Source organism: Bradyrhizobium quebecense, from assembly GCF_013373795.3.
In the GTDB taxonomy this organism is placed as follows: Bacteria; Pseudomonadota; Alphaproteobacteria; order Rhizobiales; family Xanthobacteraceae; genus Bradyrhizobium; species Bradyrhizobium quebecense.
Genome location: NZ_CP088022.1, coordinates 3560071 through 3580984, shown reverse-complemented (window position 1 = coordinate 3580984; position 20914 = coordinate 3560071). Strand labels below are relative to the sequence as shown.

18 protein-coding genes are annotated in these 20914 nt (G+C 64.8%); 12 read left to right on the top strand and 6 right to left on the bottom strand.

Annotation, left to right across the window (positions count from 1 at the left end):
• Positions 1 to 171 precede the first annotated feature (171 nt).
• Positions 172 to 879, top strand: coding sequence for an NUDIX hydrolase (locus HU230_RS17355; protein ID WP_176530608.1), 708 nt, complete (start codon positions 172 to 174; stop codon positions 877 to 879).
• Between the two features lie 3 nt (positions 880 to 882).
• Here the strand turns inward: HU230_RS17355 and HU230_RS17350 are convergent, their stop codons facing one another.
• Positions 883 to 1914 carry a phosphotransferase gene (locus HU230_RS17350; protein ID WP_176530609.1) on the bottom strand — a complete coding sequence of 344 codons (1032 nt, stop codon included), beginning with the start codon at positions 1912 to 1914 and terminating at the stop codon, positions 883 to 885.
• Positions 1915 to 2148: 234 nt separating this feature from the next.
• Between HU230_RS17350 and HU230_RS17345 the strand changes: the two genes are divergently transcribed.
• The 5 genes from HU230_RS17345 to HU230_RS17325 all read left to right on the top strand — a co-directional run bounded on the left by HU230_RS17345 (position 2149) and on the right by HU230_RS17325 (position 5691).
• Entirely contained in the window at positions 2149 to 2529 is a 381-nt protein-coding gene (locus HU230_RS17345) for a copper chaperone PCu(A)C (protein WP_176534983.1), read from the top strand.
• Between the two features lie 143 nt (positions 2530 to 2672).
• Positions 2673 to 3248 carry an outer membrane protein assembly factor BamB family protein gene (locus HU230_RS17340; RefSeq protein ID WP_224943331.1) on the top strand — a complete coding sequence of 192 codons (576 nt, stop codon included), beginning with the start codon at positions 2673 to 2675 and terminating at the stop codon, positions 3246 to 3248.
• Position 3249: 1 nt separating this feature from the next.
• Entirely contained in the window at positions 3250 to 4446 is a 1197-nt protein-coding gene (locus HU230_RS17335) for an outer membrane protein assembly factor BamB family protein (protein WP_224943330.1), read from the top strand.
• A 79-nt stretch (positions 4447 to 4525) separates the two neighbouring features.
• Complete coding sequence (locus HU230_RS17330; protein ID WP_176530610.1) at positions 4526 to 5068, top strand: c-type cytochrome; 543 nt, start codon at positions 4526 to 4528, stop codon at positions 5066 to 5068.
• Positions 5065 to 5691, top strand: coding sequence for a hypothetical protein (locus HU230_RS17325; RefSeq protein ID WP_224943328.1), 627 nt, complete (start codon positions 5065 to 5067; stop codon positions 5689 to 5691). The genes HU230_RS17330 and HU230_RS17325 overlap by 4 nt, the downstream gene beginning before the upstream one ends.
• A gap of 43 nt (positions 5692 to 5734) precedes the next feature.
• Here the strand turns inward: HU230_RS17325 and HU230_RS17320 are convergent, their stop codons facing one another.
• A complete protein-coding gene (locus HU230_RS17320) occupies positions 5735 to 6730 on the bottom strand; it encodes an IclR family transcriptional regulator (RefSeq protein ID WP_176530611.1) in 996 nt (331 codons plus the stop codon).
• A 260-nt stretch (positions 6731 to 6990) separates the two neighbouring features.
• On the opposite strand from HU230_RS17320, the gene HU230_RS17315 reads away from it, so the two are divergent.
• Both HU230_RS17315 and HU230_RS17310 read left to right on the top strand, forming a co-directional pair.
• Positions 6991 to 8760 (top strand): acyl-CoA dehydrogenase family protein, encoded by a 1770-nt coding sequence (locus HU230_RS17315; RefSeq protein ID WP_210284468.1) that lies wholly within the window; start codon positions 6991 to 6993, stop codon positions 8758 to 8760.
• Between the two features lie 36 nt (positions 8761 to 8796).
• Complete coding sequence (locus HU230_RS17310; RefSeq protein ID WP_176530613.1) at positions 8797 to 10017, top strand: ABC transporter substrate-binding protein; 1221 nt, start codon at positions 8797 to 8799, stop codon at positions 10015 to 10017.
• Between the two features lie 120 nt (positions 10018 to 10137).
• On the opposite strand, the gene HU230_RS17305 is transcribed toward HU230_RS17310, so the two are convergent.
• The 3 genes from HU230_RS17305 to HU230_RS17295 form a co-directional block, all read right to left on the bottom strand.
• Complete coding sequence (locus tag HU230_RS17305) at positions 10138 to 11841, bottom strand: bifunctional protein-serine/threonine kinase/phosphatase (RefSeq protein WP_176530614.1); 1704 nt, start codon at positions 11839 to 11841, stop codon at positions 10138 to 10140.
• A 33-nt stretch (positions 11842 to 11874) separates the two neighbouring features.
• A complete protein-coding gene (locus HU230_RS17300; RefSeq protein ID WP_176530615.1) occupies positions 11875 to 13134 on the bottom strand; it encodes an MFS transporter in 1260 nt (419 codons plus the stop codon).
• A 321-nt stretch (positions 13135 to 13455) separates the two neighbouring features.
• The gene (locus HU230_RS17295; protein WP_176530616.1) at positions 13456 to 13656 is read right to left on the bottom strand and encodes a hypothetical protein; all 201 of its coding nucleotides are present in this window, start codon (positions 13654 to 13656) and stop codon (positions 13456 to 13458) included.
• A gap of 113 nt (positions 13657 to 13769) precedes the next feature.
• On the opposite strand from HU230_RS17295, the gene nirB reads away from it, so the two are divergent.
• The 4 genes from nirB (at position 13770) to HU230_RS17275 (ending at position 20493) form a co-directional block, all read left to right on the top strand.
• Positions 13770 to 16229 (top strand): nitrite reductase large subunit NirB, encoded by a 2460-nt coding sequence (gene nirB, locus HU230_RS17290; RefSeq protein ID WP_176530617.1) that lies wholly within the window; start codon positions 13770 to 13772, stop codon positions 16227 to 16229.
• Positions 16226 to 16555 carry a nitrite reductase small subunit NirD gene (nirD, locus tag HU230_RS17285; RefSeq protein ID WP_176530618.1) on the top strand — a complete coding sequence of 110 codons (330 nt, stop codon included), beginning with the start codon at positions 16226 to 16228 and terminating at the stop codon, positions 16553 to 16555. The genes nirB and nirD overlap by 4 nt, the downstream gene beginning before the upstream one ends.
• Positions 16556 to 16576: 21 nt before the next feature.
• Positions 16577 to 19240 (top strand): nitrate reductase, encoded by a 2664-nt coding sequence (locus HU230_RS17280; protein ID WP_176530619.1) that lies wholly within the window; start codon positions 16577 to 16579, stop codon positions 19238 to 19240.
• Between the two features lie 299 nt (positions 19241 to 19539).
• Positions 19540 to 20493 carry an amidohydrolase family protein gene (locus HU230_RS17275; RefSeq protein ID WP_176530620.1) on the top strand — a complete coding sequence of 318 codons (954 nt, stop codon included), beginning with the start codon at positions 19540 to 19542 and terminating at the stop codon, positions 20491 to 20493.
• Between the two features lie 50 nt (positions 20494 to 20543).
• Here HU230_RS17275 and HU230_RS17270 read toward each other — a convergent pair whose 3' ends face one another.
• On the bottom strand, positions 20544 to 20789 hold the full coding sequence (locus HU230_RS17270) for a hypothetical protein (RefSeq protein ID WP_176530621.1): 246 nt from the start codon (positions 20787 to 20789) through the stop codon (positions 20544 to 20546).
• Between the last annotated feature and the right edge of the window lie 125 nt (positions 20790 to 20914).

Below are 20914 nucleotides of genomic sequence, written 5' to 3'. Positions count from 1 at the left end.
GGGTAAGTTGGTCTAGGCAACTAAGTTAGTTGTACTGTACAACTAAGTATGCTATTATCAAGCGGTGACGTGAAAAGGTTCACGCCAGCAGAGCGTTTTCGAGCGAAGTGGGCACCGGTTCGCGTGAAGAAAACGCGTCGAGACAAGAAGCTCAGGAGAAGCGGGGAGAACATGCCCGAGAAGCCGGAACTCGACTTTCCGAGGCCGCTGACAACGGTGGACGTCGTCATTTTCGCCATTCGGTCAGACGCGCTTCAGGTTCTGCTGGTTCAACGCCCCAAAGCGGAAACCGAGCCGTTTCCAGGGGCTTGGGCATTGCCCGGCGGCTTCGTCGATATTGCCGGCGATCGCGACCTCGAAGCCTGCGCCGCGCGCAAGTTGAAGGACAAGACCGGCGTGGTCAGTCCGTATCTGGAGCAACTCGGCAGCTGGGGCAGCGCCTCAAGGGATCCGCGCGGCTGGTCTGCGACGCATGCCTACTTCGCATTGCTGCCGGGGCATGCCGCGGGCGGCGCGCTGGCCGTGGATGCGCAATGGTTCGCGGTCGAGGGCGAGAAGGTGAGGCCGAAGCTTGCCTTCGACCATGCCGAGATCCTGCAGGCTGCGGTGCAGCGTTTGCGCAGCAAGGTCGAGTACACGTCGCTGCCCGCCTATCTGATGCCGCCGGAATTCACGCTGCCGGAATTGCAGCGGACCTATGAGATCGTGCTCGATCGTCCGCTGGAGAAGAGCGCCTTCCGCACCCGCATGCTCGCCGCCGACCTGATCGAACCGGTCGCGAAGATGCGCAAGGGACCGAACCGGCCGGCGCAGCTCTATCGGTTGAAGAAGGCCAGGGCGCCGGTGTTCTTTGCGCGCACGTTCAATCCGCCGGGTTGAACGTCATACCGAGAGATCGAAGCCGGGCGTCGCGACGTCGGTCAAGAACGAGGCCAGGAACACTTTTCCAAGTACGTGCCTGGCTGCGGGCGTGCGGGCCTCGAGCCGGCCGCTTCGGATGGCCGCCCTGAATTCCGTTGGCGTGGGCGCCGTCATTTCTGTGTCAGGTGCCGCGCGTGGCGCCATTGCTGACGCGCTGAGCAGGACGCTGGCGTAATAAAGTCGGCTAAGGGCGCGCACGAGCCGAAGCCGGGCACGCACAGCGTCGTCCGGCGCGCGGCCGAGGCATGACCGCAGCAGGACGTATTCGAACTCCGCCGACCGCGCGAAGCTGTCGCCGATGATGGCGATATCGACCAGCGGATCGTTGCGATAGCCGGACTCCCAGTCGATCATCCAGAGCCGCTTGCCGTCGTACAGGATGTTGGCGGGAATCAGATCATTGTGGCTGGAAAGCGAATTCGCATCATTCCAAACATAGGCCGCGCGGATATGCTCGAAATGTTCGCTGTATCGATCAAGCGTGCCAGGAGCAAACAAGCCGGTACGACAGACGTGGGACCAGAGCCAGCCCACGATATCCGAATAGCGTACCAGATGTGGAAAGACCGGCGTCGCGTGCAGCCGCGCCAGCAATTCGCCGAGTGCCGTTGCCAACGCAGGCAATCCGCCAGCGTAGCTGCCCAGCGGTTGCCGCGCGACGAAGTCCATCACGGCAATGCGCGAGCCTTCGTCGGCGTAGTAGAGCCTTGGTGCAACGCCGGCTTCTGCGGCGATGCGCAGCGACGTATATTGATGCGGATTTTGCAGCGCGCTCGCTGGTCCCTCGATCCGCAATCGCTGCAGTGGACTGACCAGCCCCTCCGCTCGCAACAGATAGCGGCGGCCGCCCGCATCGATTCGGAACAGCCGCGCCCCCGTCGTGCCGCCTGAGATCGGCGTCATGGTGTCGATCGTTACCCTGCCGATCACCTCACGCAACGCAGCATGCGCTGCATCGCGCTGTTCCGGTGGAAGTGTATCGAGATCACTCATGCACAAAAAGTTAGCATGACGGCTATGCGTACCGAAATCGCATTGATGTTGGGTTCCCGATCCTCAATTGCTGGTCGCGCGCGACGAAGCATGAAACAATGCCGCAAAAATCATGTCGGGAGAAACTTGATGTCGTTCGAGCGGGGGTTGCATTGCGCCGTTGCGTGCAGGATCGTGAAGTGCAGATCATGGATCGCGTTGCCATTATTCTGCCTGATCAGCACGTTCGGAGTAATGCATGACGCCGTCGCGAACGAATCCCTGGCGATCGTGGATGCGCGTGTACCGGCGGTCGACAAAGCGGGCGGGGACCTTCCCTTGACGATGACGATCAAGAACGAGGCCGACAGCGCCGACGCGCTGCTCCGTGTCCGCTGCCCGGTCGCGAATTTTTCCGAGCGCCACATCGTCGATCGCGGCGAAGGCGCGCCCGCCATGCGCTCGATATCCAATATACCAGTCCCGGCCAAGGCGACGCTCGAGCTGAAGCGCGACGGCTATCACGTCATGCTGCTGCAGTTGCGTCAGGCGCTCGCTCCCGGTGAGACGTTCAAATGCGCGATCGTTTTTCAGAAAGCTGGAACCATCGAGACGGAGGTGCAGGTCCAGAAGTGACCCAAGACGAGTGAAGACAAGTGACTAAGGAAGGCGGCGGGCGGCACAGCCGATCGCCGGGACTCAAGGCTTCTCGCGCAACTGCCCGTGTATGACGGGCGGTTCGATCAATGAAGAACGCTGGATCCGGAGGAAATGAACTGATGACAAGGTTGAATTGGGTTAGATCGCATATGCTTGCGGCGGCAGTAGCATCCGCTGCGACCTTGGCGGGCTCGTTCGCGCTCGCCGACGATGTCAACCAGGATCGCCTGCTCAATGCTGACAAGGAAGCAGGCAACTGGCTGCACCACCACAAGAACTATTCGGCGACCCGCTTCTCGTCGCTGGCGGATATCAACAAGGACAACGTCAAGAACCTGAAGGTCGCCTGGACCATGCATCTCGGCGGCGTCGAGGGCGGCGGAATCTGGGGGCACGGCGGCCTTGAGGGAACTCCGATCGTCGAGAACGGATTCATGTACGTCACCGACGGCTGGGGCTCGGTCTACAAGATCGACGCGCATGGCGGCAAAGGCGTGCTGCTCTGGAAGATGGATCCCAAGACCGACCACGACTGGGCCGGCGCGGTCGCCTGCTGCGGCGTCGATAACCGCGGCGTCGCGCTGTGGGACAACCTCGTGATCTCGCACACGCTCGACGGCCGCCTGATCGCGACCAACAAGGAAACCGGACAGGTCGCCTGGCAGCGTCAGGTCGCCGATCCCGACAAAGGGTGAGGTGATCACCGGCGCGCCACTGATCGTCAAGGGCATGGCGATCACGGGCGTCGCTGGCGCCGAATACGGCATTCGCGGCTGGATCGCCGCGACCGACCTGAAGAGCCAGAAGGAAGTCTGGCGCACCCACACGATCCCGGGCAAGGACGAGCCCGGTTCCGAGACCTGGAAGGACGACAAGAACGCCAAGGCGAGCGGTGGTGGATCGACCTGGGTCACCGGCAGCTACGACCCGTCGACCAACACCATCGTCTGGGGCGTCGGCAATCCCGGACCGGACTGGGATAATGAATACCGGCCCGGCGACAACCTCTACACCGACTCGTCGCTCGGTCTCGATGCCGACACCGGCAAGATCAAGTGGCACTACCAGCACACGCCGAACGATCCCTACGACTATGACAGCGTGGCGGAGAACGTGCTGGTCGACGTTCCCGGACCCAACAACACGACGCTGAAGCTCGCGCTCGAGGCCGACCGCAACGGCTTTGCCTATGCGGTCGACCGCAACAGCGGCAAGTTCATCTGGGGTCTGCCCTTCGTCAAGAAGGTGACCTGGACCAAGGGTCTCGACCCCGAGTCCGGCAAGCCGGTGGAGTATGATCCGAAGCAGGGCGTGCAGAAGTACAATGCGCCCGTGACGCCGAGCCGGACCAACAAGGAGACGGATATCTGCCCTGGCAACATGGGCGGCAAGAACTGGCCGCCGACCGCGTATAATCCGAACCTGAAGCTCTGGTACATTCCCGTCATCGAGAGCTGCAACCACATCAAGGTCGAGGAGATGACGCCGGACAAGGTCAAGGCGCGCGAGTTCTTCACCGGCGGCGGACCGAGCCAGCCGGTCAAGATCACCGGCAGCGTGACCGCGATCGACGTCACCACCGGCAAGGTGGCAGGGAAGGCGGAGACGCAATTCCCGAACCTCGGCGGCATCCTGGCGACGCCCGACCTCGTGTTCTCCGGACAGCCGTCCGGCGAGGTGATCGCCTACGACGCGAAGTCGCTGCAGCAGCTCTGGCAGTTCAACACCGGCGGTGGCGTCAATGCGCCTCCGATGACGTTCTCGGTGGACGGCAAGCAGTATGTCGCGATCCTGGTCGGCCTCGGCGGTGCCTGGGATAAGTGGTTCATCGATGCCACGCCCGAGCTGAAGCGGATGCAGCCGGGCTCGATGCTCTACGTGTTCGCGCTCTGACATCGCAAGCGCGGGAGGCTTCACATCGAAGCCTCCCGCGTCGATCTGGCCGAGAGAAATCGGACAAGAAACAAGACAAATGAAACAAGCATGGCTGGTTGGCGTGTGGCTCGGCTGCGCGTTGGTGACGGGATTTGTGAGTGCGGCGCAGGCACAGTCGGCGAGCGATCCGACCGATGCGGGCAAGGCGGTGTTCAAGCGCGGCAATTGCGTCGGCTGTCACAAATGGCACGGCAATGGCGGCGGCGGTTATGGCGGCGACGCGTTGTCGCTGCGCAAGACCGAGCTGACCCGCGAACAGATCATCGAGACGGTGACGTGCGGACGGCCGGGCACCGGCATGCCGTTCTTCGTGCGCGGCTCCTATGACACCACGAAATGCTACGAGATGACCCGGCAGGATGTCGCGGATCGCATGCCACCCGAGGCGAATGTGTTCCTGCGGCCGAACGAGATCGAGGCGGTCGCCGACTACGTGCTCGCCCACGTCAAGGGCAAGGGTGAGCCGAACTATGACGAATGCATCGCCTTCTTCGGCGATGGCTCGCGTGTCTGCAATATCTACAAGGAGGCCGGCCACGCCGCCGCGTCGTCCGACCAGAGCGAGAAGGCAAAGCCATGAGCAAGCAGGGATCGGCAATCCGCGGGTTGGTCTTCGCCGCGTCAGTCACCGCGGCGGTGCCGGCGATGGCGACGGCGAGAGACTTGCGCGACATCAATGTCGGCATGGAAATCAGCAGCATTCCCGACGCGGGATACATCAACCTGACCTGCGTCGGTGAGAAGACGCACCGATTGGCGGAATGGGCGCAGTGGGCGGCTTGCCCGGCCGGGCCGGACCAGCTGCGCGGCATCCGCTTCGAGTATGACCGCGCGACCGCGCGGGAAGGCACCATGGTCGGCGGCCATCCGGCGATCCTGACCGTCATGATCGACAAGGACGCCAGGATCGCGGCGCTGACGATCGAGACCGATCCGAAGGCGCGGCTCTATCTGCGCAAGAAGGCGTTCCTGCTTGGTCTGCAGGCGAAGTCACGCTACGGCGAGGATGGCTGGACCTGCTCGGAGGCGAAGCCGGGCGCCGACAAGCAGGAGGTCGGCGGCGTATTCGTCGACGAGACGTGCAGCAAGACCACGGATGGTAGAACTGTCGAGATCGAGCGTCACCTCTATCGTGAGCCGAACAAGGAGCTCAAGGACATGACCGACGAGACCCGGATCACGATTCGCCGCGCGGGGTCGTAGGAACATCGATCGGGCGCATTTGCGCCGAGTTGCCCACCCGATCTCAAGTCTCGATCGGTGGCGCGTCGATGTCGATCTGCGGCAACAGGCCGGGCGACTGCCGTTCGACCAGCTCGCGCATCTTTCCGATGATCGCATTGCCTTCCGCCGAGACAATCGAGCTCGGGCCTGCGACGGTGATGACGAGCGGGGGCGTCTGGTCGGCCTCGGTCAGTCGCATCGCAATCGCGCTCAGGCCGGGGGTTCCCATGTCGCGCGTATAGGCGAAGCCCTGCCGGCGGATCGTCGCCAGCGCATGCTGGATATCGCCGAATCGGACGGCGGATGACGGGGCTTCCTCGGCGTTGATCCGCTGCACGATCCGCCGCGCATCCTCGTCGTTCATCAGGCTGAGAAACACCCGGCCCGGTGTCGAATGGGTCAGCAGCCGCCGCGCACCGGGTTCGAGATAATAGCGCACTGGCGTCGTGCCCTGCAGCACGCGGATATACTGGCTGTAGAGCTGGTTGCGCGCCACCACGAAGGTGGTCAGCCGCGTCGCCTCATGCAGCTCGCGCGTGATGGCATCGAGCGTCGCTCCCGGCAGCGTCTGGCTCTTGAGCCACCCGCCGAGCAGGGCGACGCGGACCGTCGGCCGGTAGGTGCGCACCTGCCGGTCGTGGTCGAGATAGCCGAGTTCGACGAGGCTCTTCAGCAGCGCCGATGTGCTCGACGGCGGATAGTTCAGCCGGCGCGCGATCTCGGTCATGGCCGCGGGCCGTTCGATCTCGGCAAAATACTCGAAGATGCGGAGCACGCGGTGCGCCGACTTGACGATTGACGGATCGGGGCTGCCGTCGGCGGCGCGAAACAACTCGTCATGCCTGTTGGCCTCGATCACCATCGCCGCGGGATCGTCCGCTTGCGTGCGCACGCGGTCGGCGACGATGCGCCTGCGGCCCCGCCGGGACGGCGGCTGGGTATCGGAGCGAACGCCCTTCATCTTCTTGCCGCTCGTGTCCTTGAAGGCAGCGCAAGCCTGGTGCGCTGCAACATCCATTGTCGCCTTGTGCTGTCGAATGTGCAGCGAAACCAACGGAGGTCAAGCGTCCGCGGTGCAGCACGACTTGCCGTGCGATCCGCGAGCGGACGGCATTTCCTCCACGTATCTGAAATTATTCTCGCAAGCCGGCTCGCCGGTGGACATCGCCGCGATCGTTCCCGATGTTGCAGGCGAGGTCTTGAACACCGAGCGATGACATCCCGCACACCGGCAAGGCTGCCGCGACGTCATCCCGAACCAGGAGAGCCCCGATGCAGATGAGCGCGCGCGACCTTCGCAGCTCCAACGATGCCGCCGATCCGGCCCGCCACATTTCGCATGATTGCGCTGGCCTCAACTTCTATGATCTCGATCGCGGGCTCCGCGGCCTTCTGGGGCTCTATCTGGCGCGCGAGGATCGCGAGCGGCTGGAGCCGCACTTCAAGCGTCTCGGCGAACTGGCGGGCGGCAGGCTCGACCGCTTGGCACGGATCGCCGACAAGCATGCCCCGGTGCTCAACCCGAGGGACGCCTACGGCCGCGACGAGGACTGGATCGACTATCATCCGGCCTACCGCGAGATGGAGGCGATCGCATTCGGCGATTTCCAGTTTCACGCCATGAGCCACCGCGCCGGCGTGCTCGGCATGGACCGGCCGCTGCCGGCGGTGGCCAAATACGTGTTTCAGTACCTGTTCGTGCAGTCAGAGTTCGGGCTGATGTGCCCGATCAGCGTCACCGACACCTCGACGCACCTGGTTCGCAAATTCGGCTCCGACGAGCTCAAGGCCTACCTGCTGCCGAAGATGCTGTCGGACGACATGGCGACGCTGTGGAAGGGCACGCAGTTCATGACCGAGCGCGCCGGCGGCTCCGATGTCGGCGCCGTCGAGACCGTTGCGCGGCGGGATGGCGACGTCTGGCGTCTGACCGGCGACAAATGGTTCTGCTCGCACGCCGATGCCGACGTCGCGCTGATGCTGGCGCGGCCGGAAGGTGCGCCCGATGGCACAAGGGGGCTCGCACTGTTCGCGCTGCCGCGCCGCCTCAAGGACGGCCGGCGCAACAGCTACCGGATCGTCCGTCTCAAGGACAAGCTCGGCACCAAGTCGATGGCGTCAGGCGAGATCCGGCTCGACAGCGCAGTTGCTTATCTGGTCGGTGATCCCACGCAGGGCCTCAAGCAGATGATGGAGCAGGTCAACCTCTCGCGCCTGTCGCACGGCGTGCGTGCCGCCGCGATGATGCGGCGCTGTGTCAATGAGGCTGTCGTCAGCGCCTCGTCGCGCGTGGCGTTCGGCCAGCGCGTCATGGATTTCCCGCTGCTGCGCCGCCAGCTGTTGAAGCTGATCGTGCCGACCGAGCAGGCGTTGTCGATGATGCTGGTGGCCGCGCGCGCGATGGACGATGCCAATGCCGGTTCGGCGCAGGCGAGGGACCTGCTGCGCATCCTGACGCCGCTGTTGAAGTACCGCGCCTGCCGCGACAACATTCCGGTCGCTACCGGTGCGATGGAGGTGCGCGGCGGCAACGGCTATATCGAGGAATGGGTGCAGCCGCGGCTGGTGCGCGATGCTCATGTCGGCGTGCTCTGGGAAGGCACCAGCAACATCAACGCGCTCGACATCATTTCGCGCGCCGTTGGCAAGAGCGGCGCGCACCGGGCGCTTGCCGCGGTCCTTCAGTCGCGCCTTGAGGAGGCGAAGGTGTTGCCCGAGTCGTTCGGCAAGCGCCTTCGGACAGCGCTCGATCGTTCGATCAGCTTCGCCGAGCAGGTCGCGGCCGATCGGCAATCGGAGCACACGGCGCGGCTGGCGGCGAGCGCGCTCTACCATGCCACCTCGGCCATCACGCTCGCATGGGAAGGATCCCAGCCGGAGGTCGATGCAAGGCGGCTGTTGCTGTCGCGATTCGTGCTCGAGCATCGCCTGACCGCGAAAGACCCGCTGGCGCCGGCCGCCGATGCATGGGAGCGCGACGCCATCGATCTGATGCTGAGCGATGCGCCGGTCACATTCGGTCAAGCGGTCAGGTCCCTGACAGCCTGACCACAAGAGAACAAAAAACATCGCGGGGAGGTCTCTATGCGATCGATTGCGGCCGCGCTCACGGCGGTCTTGTGTCTGGCTGCGGTTGGGTCCGTGCGCGCGCAGGTGTCCGGCGACGTGGTGCGCATCGGCGTCATCAACGACATGTCGGGACTTTATTCCGATCTTGGGGGCGAGGGGTCGGTCGAAGCGGCCCGGCTCGCGATCGAGGATTTTGGCCCGACCGTGCTCGGCAAGAAGATTGAGCTGATGTCCGCCGACCATCAGAACAAGCCCGATATCGCCTCCGGCATCGTGCGTCGTTGGATCGACGAGAACGGTGTGGATCTGATTGCCGATGGCGGCAATTCGGCGACGGCGCTGGCCATTCAAGCCATCACCCGCGAGAAGAAGCGCATCTTTGTGATTTCTGGGCCCGGTAGTTCCGATCTTACCGGAAAGCAGTGCTCGCCTTATGGGTTTCATTTCACCTATAGCACTTACGCTGAAGCCTCTGCCGTCACCAAGGCCATGCTCAAGAAGGGCGCGGATACGTGGTTCTTCCTGACCGCGGACTACGCCTTCGGCCATGCGCTGGAGCGTGACGCATCAAGCTTCATCACGACCGCGGGGAGCAAGGTCGTTGGCTCGGTTCGCCATCCGCTCGGTGCGTCGGACCTATCGTCGTTCCTGCTTCAGGCACAGAACTCGAAGGCGAAAGTCATTGCATTGGCGAACGCGGGCGGCGATACGGTCAACAGCCTAAAGCAGGCTTCGGAGTTCGGCATCGGAAAATCTGCCGACCAGAACATCGTCGCTCTTCTGATGTTGATCACGGACGTGCATTCGCTCGGCCTTGAGGCGGCGCAGGGCATCATCTACGCGACGTCGTTCTCGTGGACCCAGAACGAGGCAACCCGGACCTTCGGTCATCGCTTCATGGCGCGTCGGCACGGGCAGGCGCCGACCATGATCCAGGCCGGCGTCTACAGTGGAGTGATGCATTATTTGAAGGCAGTGCAGGCGGCCGGAACCGACGATGCTGGCGCCGTAGCCGCCGCCATGCGCAAGCTTCCGGTCAACGATTTCATGACGCAGAATGCACAGATCCGCGAGGATGGGCAGGTGATGCGTTCGATGTATTTGGTCCAGGCCAAATCGCCATCCGAATCGCGCGAGCCTTGGGACTACGAAAAGGTAATCGCGACGATTTCGCCGGACGAAGCCTGGCGGCCGCTCGCGGAAGGCGGTTGTCCGCTTGTGACGAAGGCTCAGTGATGTTTGCGTTCGCAGCGCTCGAGCGTTTTCGAGCGAGGTGGACGCCGGTTCGCGTAAAGAAAACGCGTCAAAACAAGAATCTGGAGCTTCGGTTCTGATTCAATCAGAACCGAAAATGCTCTAGTGCCGTGCCAGCAGCACCACGATGATCAGGGCCAGAATGGCGCATAGCACCTTCCAGAAGGTCACGGGATCGCGGTCGTGCAGCGATTTGCGGGTCGTGACGGCGGGGCCGGCCCAGGTGGCGCCGTTTTCCAGCTCGTGCGCGAACTCGATGGCGTCGCCGAAGCGTTGCGCGGGCTCGACGCTGAGCGCCTTGCCGATCACGGCATCGAGCCAGGCCGGCAGGTCCGGCCGGTAGCGTGACAGCGGCGCCGGCTTGCCGAACCGTGGCCGCGAGAACGGCTCGATCTCGCCGAACGGATAGTTCGCGGTGAACATGCGGTAGACGGTGACGCCGAGCGCGAACAGGTCGGAGGCCTCGTCGCCGGCCTTACCGCCGAACAGTTCCGGCGCCATGTAGCTCGCGGTGCCCGGAATATCCTCGGCGGGAAAGTCTTCCAGCAGCGGCACGCGCGCGACGCCGAGGTCGACGAGGCGCAATCCGCCGTCTTTCAGCAGGATCACATTGTCGGGCTTGATGTCGCGATGGATGATGCCGGCGCGGTGCAGCGCCGTGACCGCGCGCACCAGCTTGGTTGCGATCGCGATGCCCTCGGTGAGCGACAGCCGCGGCGCGCGGCCAAGCCGCTGCTCCAGCGTTTCGCCCTCGTAGAGCGGCATCGCCGAATAGAGCCTGGTCTGCCGCTCCGCCGGCACCTCGATGATCTCGCCGATCCACAGGCTGCGGACGCGCGCGGCCACCCAGGCCTCGCGCACGAAGGCGAGGCGGTAGGAACCTTCGCTGGCGACCCGCGGATGCGGAAACTTCAGCACGACCTCGCGGCCGGCGCGCTTGTCGGTCGCCTTGAACAGGCGGCTGTAGCGCCCGTCGGACAGCACGTCGTGGAGCGCGAAATCGTCGATCATGTCGCCGCTCTCCGGCAAGTCGAGGATCGGCAGCGTCGCGATCGCGTGGGTGAGATCGTCGCGATCCGCCGGCGGCAGGTCGACGACGTCCAGCACCAGCGCCGTCGTGTTGTCGCTGCTGCCGGCCGCGAGCGCGGCATCGACGATGCTGCGCGCCGATTCGTCAGGCGGTGTGCGCTCCTCCAGCAGTTGCTGGAGGAGGGAATCGGAGAGCGCGCCGTGAACCCCGTCGCTGCAGATCAGGAGACGGTCATGCTGCCGCAGCCCGACCGAGGTATAGTCGAAGCGGGCGAACTCCTCGAAGCCGATGGCGCGGTTGAGCATGTGGGCGAGGTCGCCGCGGCCGGCGATATGGTCCTGCGTCAAGCGCTCCAGCCGTCCGTCGCTCAGGCGGTAGGCGCGGGTGTCGCCGATATGGATCACATGGCATTGCCGCCGCGACAGGATGATCGAGGAGAACGCGCACGCCATGCCGCTGCGCGCGGCATCGACGCGGCCCTGGCCGTAGATCCAGCTGTTGGCGGCTTCCAGCGCCCGCGCGGCGCGGCGGCGGACGCCGAGCGTCTCGGGCAGCGAATAATAGGCGTCGATGAAGCTGCGGACCGCGACCTCCGCGGCCTCGCGTCCGCCCTTGTGGCCGCCGACGCCGTCGGCGACCACGGCCACAACATCGCGATGCACTGAGCCCGGCTGGCCGAGGCAGGTCGCGACATAGTCCTCATTGGCGGCGCGCTTGCCGGTCTCGCTGGCGAAGCCGACGCGAACGCCCAAATCCGGTTGCGCGCCATTCGCCACGTCCGAGCTATCCTCTCCCCGGGGAGCGGGCCGTCAGACGCGCGCTCCCGACACCGCGCCCCAGGTGGTGCGCCAGCGGACCTTGACCATGGCAAGTCCGATGAACCCAAGCAACGCCAGCGCGCCGAAGAACAGGAAGCCGGCGCCGAAACCGCCGGTCATGCCCTTGGCGAAGCCGAGCGTCTGGGCGAGGAAGAAGCCGCCGATGCCGCCGGCGCAGCCGACAAGCCCGGTCATCAGGCCGATCTCGTGGCGGAAGCGCAGCGGGATCAGCTGGAACACCGCGCCATTGCCCATGCCGAGCGCCAGCACGCCGATCGAGAACAGCAGCACCGAGATCCAGGCGATGCGCGGCAACTCGGTCAACGCCCAGCCGCCCGCAGCCGGCGCCGTCGGGCCCTCCGGCATGAAGGCGATCACGAGATAGGCCGCGACGACGACGCCGAACAGGATCGACAGCGAACGAATGCCGCCGATGCGGTCGGCAATCATGCCGCCGACCGGGCGGAATCCCGAACCGAACGCGACGATCAGCGCGACCAGCATGCCGGCCGCCACGCCCGAGACGTGATACTGCACGGTGAAATAGAGTGGCAGCGCGTTGGCGAGGCCGACGAAGCCGCCGAAGGTGATGAAGTAGAAGAACATGAACCAGCGGCTGTCGGAATCCTTCAGCAGCGCGCCGTAGGCCTTCAGCGAGATCTTCTTGCGCTCGCCCGGCGCGTCCTTGGCCGCGAACGCGTAATAGGCGAGCACCATCAGCATCGGAATCAAGAGGCAGCCGAACACGGCCTGCCAGCCCCAATGTTCGGCAATGCTCGGTGCAAGCAGCGTGTCGAGCACGACGCCCATATTGCCGGCACCGGCGATCCCCATGACCACGCCCTGATATTGCGGCGGATACCAGCGGCTGGCCTGGGGCAGGGCGACCGCGAACGAGGCGCCGCCGACGCCGAGCGCAAGCCCGAACAGCTCGATCGCGAGCTTGCTGGTCAGCCCGAAATGCCAGACCGATGCGGTCGCAACGATCACGACGAGTTGGGCGATGATGCCGGTGCGCTTGGCGCCGATGATGTCGGCGAGAATGCCCATCGGCACGCGCAACAGCGCCCCGGCGAGAACGGGAATGGCGACCAGGGTGAACTTCTCGTTCACGGCCAGGTTCATGTCGCGCGCGATGTAGACGATCAGCGGTCCGAGCGCGACCCACGCCATGAAACTGATGTCGAAATACAGGAACGCGGCGAGCAGGGTCGGCCAGTGACCTGCCTTCTTGAACTCGGCTAGCTTCATCGCAACGTCTCGCGGTGATGCGGCGGAGATAGCCGCACACGTGCGGTTCTCTCGGGCGCAGATAAATCGAATGTGGGTGAATGCGTGTGCGCGCTCGTCGTTGAGACGCACTCCGTCAAGAGTTCAGGTCAGCAATTTGCGTGCCATCGAATCGATCGCGTCGCTTTGCCTTGCAGTCGCAAGACGTTGCCGCGAGATCCCGAACCAAGTTCGGCGATCGGAATTGGCGCGGCTTGCAGCAAGTGCCGCCGCGCAAACGCGCACGCTGATGCTTTCTTGTGCGACGTGCCACGAGCGCGCCATGGCGTATCAATAACGGGTTCACGATTGCCATCGCGGCCGGCGATGCTGTGCTGCACAAGAGATCATCGCCGTGGCTAAAAATTCGGCCAGCCGGCCGCGCGGCGCATCATTGGGCAGGTGCGCGGTCGCCGAAAACGTATTGATTCTGCTGTAAGATTCGTCCGTCACGAGTTGGCACGCGTTTTGAATATCAATCAATAACGGAACATCGGTCGTCATCGAAGACGGTCTGCGCCCGCGGCTGGGCTTCCTACAACTCCAACCTTTATCGGTGCCCATCAACGACGCACATCGCGTCGCTGCGCAGCGCCGTCGGAATTGAAAGGCAGACCATGCTCGACAAAGTGACCAGGCAGAAGCTCGTGGTGATCGGCAACGGGATGGCCGGCATCCGCACGGTGGAGGCGCTGCTTGAGCGCGCCCCCGATCTCTACGACATCACGGTGTTCGGCTCCGAGCCGTACGGTAATTACAACCGCATCCTGCTGTCGCCGGTGCTCGCCGGCGAGAAGACCGTCGACGATATCATGCTCAACACCGTCGACTGGTACGAGGACAATAACATCACGCTGCGCAAGGGCGAGACGATCAGCATGATCGATCGCCGCACCTGTGAAGTCGTCACCGAGGCAGGCGAGCGCGTTCCCTATGACCGCCTGCTGATCGCGACGGGCTCAAATCCGATCATGCTGCCGCTGCCGGGCAAGGACCTGCCGGGCGTGATCGGCTTCCGCGACATCTATGATGTCGACCGCATGATCAAGGCCTCGACCGACTATCGCAACGCGGTCGTGATCGGCGGCGGCCTCTTGGGCCTCGAAGCCGCCAACGGGCTGATGAAGCGCGGCATGAACGTCACGGTGGTGCATCTGCTCGACACCTTGATGGAGCGCCAGCTCGATCCGGTGGCCGGCGGACTGCTGCGCAAGTCGCTGGAAGAGCGCGGCATGGTGTTCAAGATGCCGGCACAGACCCAGGCGATCCTGGGCGAGGACCGCGTCACCGGCGTGCGCTTCGGCGACGGCACCGAGCTGCCGGCCGATCTCGTGGTGATGGCAGTCGGCATCCGCCCGAACTTCGAGCTCGCCAAGAAGGCCGGGCTTCACTGCGAGCGCGGCATCGTCGTCTCCGACACCATGCAGACTTATGACGGCCGCATCTACGCGGTCGGCGAATGCGTGCAGCACCGCCGCCAGACCTACGGTCTCGTCGCTCCGCTGTTCGACCAGGCCAAGGTCTGCGCCAACCACCTCGCGATGAAGGGCTTTGCCACCTATGACGGCTCGGTCACCTCAACCAAGCTGAAGGTCACCGGCATCGACCTGTTCTCGGCCGGCGACTTCGCGCCGGGCCCGGACAAGGAGGAGATCGTGCTGCAGGACGCCAATCGCGGCGTCTACAAGCGCATCATCCTGAAGGACAAGAAGATCGTCGGCGCCGTGCTCTATGGCGACACCATCGACGGCCCCTGGTACTTCCAGCATCTGCGCGACGGCACCGACGTCTCGCATATGCGCGAGCGCCTGGTGTTCGGCGCCGCCAATCTCGGCGAGGGCGGAGTCAGCGGCCAAAACTCGGTTGCCGCGATGAGCGACGAGACCGAGATCTGCGGCTGCAATGGCGTCTGCAAGGGCGCGATCGTCAAGGCGATCTCCGAGAAGAAGCTGTTCACACTCGACGACGTCCGCGCCCATACCAAGGCCTCATCGTCCTGCGGCTCCTGCACCGGCCTGGTCGAGCAGGTGCTGGCGTTCACGCTCGGCGGCGACTATTCGGCGGCGCCGAAGGTCAAGCCGCTGTGCAAATGCACCGATCACAGCCACGACGACGTTCGCCGCGTCATCGTCGAGCAGCAGCTCAAGACCATTCCCGCCGTCATGCGCTTCATGGAGTGGAAGACGCTCAACGGCTGCCACTCCTGCCGGCCGGCGCTCAATTACTACCTGCTCGCGACCTGGCCGGGCGAGTATCGCGACGACCAGCAGTCGCGCTTCATCAATGAGCGCGTCCACGCCAACATCCAGAAGGACGGCACCTATTCGGTGGTGCCGCGGATGTGGGGCGGCGTCACCACGCCGAGCGAGCTGCGCGCCATCGCCGACGTCGCCGAGAAATTCAACATCCCGACGGTGAAGGTCACCGGCGGCCAGCGCATCGACCTGCTTGGCGTCAAGAAGGAGGACCTGCCGGCGGTGTGGGCCGATCTCAACCACGCCGGCATGGTGTCGGGTCATGCCTACGCCAAGGGCCTGCGCACGGTGAAGACCTGCGTCGGCTCCGAATGGTGCCGCTTCGGCACCCAGGACTCCACCGGCCTCGGCGTCAAGCTCGAGAAGTTCATGTGGGGCTCGTGGACGCCGGCCAAGGTCAAGCTCGGCGTCTCGGGCTGCCCGCGCAACTGCGCGGAAGCGACCTGCAAGGACGTCGGCGTGGTCTGCGTCGATTCCGGCTACGAGATTCATTTCGCCGGCGCCGCGGGCTTGCACATCAAGGGCACCGAGTTCCTGACCAAGGTCGAGACCGAGGACGAGACGCTCGAGGTGATCGTGGCGCTGACCCAGCTTTACCGCGAGGAGGGCTGGTATCTGGAGCGCATGTACAAATGGTGCGACCGCGTCGGTCTCGAGCAGATCAGGAAGCGGGTGGTCGACGACATCGCGAACCGCAAGGCGCTGTTCGCCCGCTTTGCCCATTCGCAGCAGTTCGCGCAGACCGATCCGTGGGCCGAGCGCGCCAGCCGCGGCGTCGACCGCAACGAGTTCGCGCCTCTCGCCGAATTGGAGCTCGCATGACCAGCTGGATCGAAATCGGCGCGCTCGAGGACATTCCGCGGCTCGGCTCGCGCGTGGTGCGCACGCCAGGCGGCAACATCGCGGTGTTCCGGACCGAAAGCGACGAGGTGTTCGCGCTCGACGACCGCTGCCCGCACAAGGGCGGGCCGCTATCGCAAGGCATCGTGCACAACAAGCGCGTGACCTGTCCGCTGCATAATTTCGTCATCGAGCTGGCCAGCGGGCAGGCGGTCGCGCCCGACGAAGGCTGCACGCATACTCATCTGGCCAAGGTCGAGAACGGCGTTGTCTGGCTGTCGGTGCGGCAGGCGGCCGCGGTGAGCTGAGCGGGCAAGGATCGGCCAGCCATGTCCGTCAAGACCACGTGTCCCTATTGCGGTGTCGGCTGTGGCGTCGTCGCGTCGAGGGACGCGGCGGGCGCGATTCGGGTCGAGGGAGACAACCAGCATCCGGCCAATTTCGGCCGGCTCTGCAGCAAGGGCTCGGCGCTCGCCGAGACCATCGATCTCGACGGGCGTCTGCTCGCGCCTGTCGTCGACGGCGCGCCGGCGGGCTGGGATGACGCGCTCGATCGTGTCGCCGATGGCTTTAGTCGCGTTATTCGCGAGCACGGGCCCGACGCGGTCGCGTTCTATGTCTCCGGCCAGCTGCTGACCGAGGACTATTACGTCATCAACAAGCTCGCCAAGGGCTTTGTCGGCACCGCCAATATCGACACCAATTCGCGGCTGTGCATGGCCTCCAGCGTCGCGGGGCACAAGCGCGCCTTCGGCAGCGATACCGTGCCGGGCTGCTACGAGGATCTCGAGCAGGCGGACTTGCTGGTGCTGGTCGGCTCCAACGCCGCCTGGTGCCATCCGATCCTGCATCAGCGCATGCTGGCGGCGAAGGAAAAGAACCCGGCGTGCAAGATCGTGGTGATCGATCCGCGCCGCACCGCGACCTGCGAGGGCGCCGATCTGCATCTGCCGCTGCGCTCGGGCAGCGACAGCGTGCTGTTCAACGGGCTGTTCGCGTTCCTCGCCGGCAGCAATGCGGTCGATCGCGGCTTTGTCGGCAATTGCACGACGGGAATCGTCGACGCCCTCAAGCAGGTGGGCGGCCAGACCCTGGCGCAGACGGCTGCGACGTGTGGGCTGAGCGAAGGCGCGGTCGGACTGTTCTTCGACTGGTTCACCGGGACCGAGCGCGTCGTCACGCTGTATTCGCAGGGCATCAACCAGTCGTCGAGCGGCGTCGACAAGGTCAACGCCATCATCAATTGCCATCTGTTGACCGGGCGCATCGGCCGTCCCGGCATGGGGCCGTTCTCGCTGACCGGGCAGCCCAACGCGATGGGCGGCCGCGAGGTCGGCGGCCTCGCCAACCAGCTTGCCGCGCATATGGAGATCGAGAACCCCGCGCATCGCGAGCTGGTGCAGCGGTTCTGGCGCGCGCCTGTGATTGCGGAGAAGGGCGGGCTGAAGGCGGTCGACATGTTCGATGCGATCGCCGACGGCCGCATCAAGGCGGTGTGGATCATCTCGACCAATCCGGTGGTGAGCCTGCCCGATGCCGACCGCGCGCGCGCCGCCCTCGACGCCTGCGAGCTCGTCGTGGTGACGGACTGCATGCGCGACACCGACACCACGCGGCATGCCGACGTGCTGCTGCCGGCGCTGGCGTGGGGCGAGAAGGACGGCACCGTCACCAATTCCGAGCGCCGGATTTCGCGGCAGCGGCCGTTCCTCGCCGCACCCGGCGAGGCGCGCGCCGACTGGCGGATCATCTGCGACGTTGCTGCCCGCATGGGCTATCCCGGCTTCGATTACGCGTCAGCCGCAGACGTGTTCCGCGAGCACGCTGAACTGTCGGGCTTCGAGAATAACGGCCAGCGCGATTTCGACATCTCGGCGCTGGCTGCGCTCGATGACAGCGCCTACGACGCGCTGGCGCCGGTGCAGTGGCCGGTGACGCGTGACCATCCGGCCGGCACGCCGCGGATGTTCGAGAGCCAGAAATTCTTCACGCCCGACCGCAAGGCGCGCTTCGTGCCGGTCGCGCCGCGCGCGGCGCGGCATGCCACCAGCCGCGATTTTCCGCTGGTGCTCAACACCGGCCGTATCAGAGATCAGTGGCACACCATGACCCGGACCGGGAAAACCGGTCGGCTGCTGTCGCATATCTTCGAGCCCTATGCCGAGTTTCACCCCGAGGATGCGCGGCAGGCCGGCCTGCAAAACGAAGGACTGGTGCAGCTGACGAGCAGCTGGGGCGAGATGATCGCGCGCGTCGTGGTCAGCCCCGACCAGCGCCGCGGCTGCGTGTTCGTGCCGATGCACTGGAACGAGGTATTTGCCGGCGAGGGGCGCGTCAACGCGCTGGTCAATCCGGCGGTCGATCCGCTGTCCGGCCAGCCGGAGTCCAAGCACACGCCGGTCAAGGCCGATCCCTACGCGCCGAAATGGCACGCCTTTATCCTGAGCCGCGATGCGATCAAGCGTCCGGCAACCGGCTACTGGGTTTACGGCAAGGCCGGCGATTGCACGCGGCTGGAGCTTGCGCTCGACGCCCGCCCGGAGAGCTGGCGCGACTGGGCGCGCGCGCAGCTCGGCCTCGAAGGTATCGAGATCGAATGGATCGCCTATCGCGATCCGGCCGCTGGCCGTTTCCGCTACGCGGCGGTGCGCGACGGCCGGCTCGAGGGCTGCGTGTTCATCGCGCCCGATCACGCGCTGCCGTCGCGGGCCTGGCTCGCCGGGTTGTTCGCGGAGCAACAATTGTCGGCCAATGCGCGGATGGCGCTGCTCGCCGGGCGGCCGTTCGGCGCCGGCGAGGATGTCGGTCCGATCGTCTGCTCCTGCTTCAGCGTCGGACGGCACCAGATCACAGCGGAGATCAGGAAGGGGGCCGACAGCGTCGAGGCGATCGGCCGCTGCCTGAAGGCCGGCACCAATTGCGGCGGCTGCAAGCCCGAGATAGGCAAGCTGATCGGTGCCACCGCGCAGCCGCGGCACGCGATCGCATCCTGAGTTTCCGCGCGTCGCGGCGGCGCCAGGGCGAGGCGCAAGCCGTGCAATTGGGGCGCTATCCGCCCATAAGCAGATTCGTCATACCCACCTTGAGTGCGTCCGGCCTTGACCCAACCGGGACACGCGCGGTTCAAGGTTGTTGCGACGCAAATTGACCTTTGAACCCCATTTCTATGATCGCAATTTTCTGATGTGATCTTTCAATATTTGCGAGCCAGTTTGCTGTCACCTCTGCTCAGGGGCGTCGTGTCGATCACCATCATGTCGTGACAAAAACGATAGAACAGGAAGGACATCACATGCCTTCACGCCGTCATTTTCTGACCGGCACGGTCGCGACCGGTGTTGCGCTGTCAATGCAGTACGTGCCGGCAACAGTCGCGCAGCAAAAGCGAGTGATCGTTGATTCGCAGGTTCACCTGTGGCCCGCGAGCACGCCGGAAAGACCCTGGCTCCCCGGTGCCAAACCGCAGCTACCGGAGCCCTTCACCATTGAGCGAATAATTCCACTGATGGACGAGGCTGGCGTCGACCGCGTCGTCATCGTTCCGCCAGTGTCGCTCGAAGGCGAGCGCATCGACTATGCCCAAGAGGCGGTCAAACAGTACCCCGGCCGCTTCGCCATCATGGCGCGTGTCGCCCTCGACAAGCCCGACCGCGCGGCACGGCTTGCGACCTGGCGCGACCAGCCCGGCGTGCTGGGTGTGAGGTTGAACTTCGGCCCCGGCGAAGCGGCGTGGCTGACCGACGGAACCGCGGACTGGTTCTGGCCGGCGGCGGAGAAGGCCCGCCTGCCTGTGATGTTTCTGACGTCGGGCCAGACATCGCTGTTCGCCCGCATCGCCGAGCGACACCCGCAACTGACGCTCATCATCGACCACATGGGCGTCGGCGCAGGCCTACGCCCTCGTCATGATTCATCGGATTCCACAAGCAGCAACGCGGTGCCGGAAGCTGTTGCCCAGGCGGTCGCGCTCGCAAAGTATGCCAATGTGTCGGTGAAGTTGTCGTCAGTCCCGCTGATTTCGACTCAGCCATATCCATTCCGTGACGTGATCCCGCATATCCACCGCCTGTTCGACGCCTACGGACCGGAGCGCTGCCACTGGGGAACCGATGTCACCAATTCATTCGCCCGGGCCACCTACCGGCAGCGCGTGACGCAATTCACAGAGGAGCTTCCGTTCCTCACCGAAAGCGACAAGGACTGGATCATGGGCCGCGCGATCCTGGCGCGGCTTCGCTGGACGTGAACCAGGTTTGCTGCCGGCTCTGGCCCATTGCGGAATTATCACGACACGCTTTAGCAGCCGCGGCAGATGCTCTTCAGCTTGTTGTTGAGCAGGCGGTCCTCCTCTTCGGAGGCTGCCTTGGTGTAGGGGTCGTCGGCGTGGCGTTTGTCGGCGGCAAATCCGCCACCGCGACTTACGCCGCCGGCATGCATGCCGTGCAAGCCGCCGCCATGGCCGTGGCCGCCGCGCGCATCCGCCGGCGGCATTGCGGCCGCAAGCAGGGTGAGCAGCAGTCCGACTGTTGCGATCGTCCGCATGATGTCCTCCTCGTCGCGGTAAAATACCGCTGATGCTGCGGCAAATCGGTGTCGGCCAACTTCACAATTTCGCGTGGCGGCAATCGGCCCGAAACTCGCGGCCGGTTCCCGAAGGGCCCCCGCCG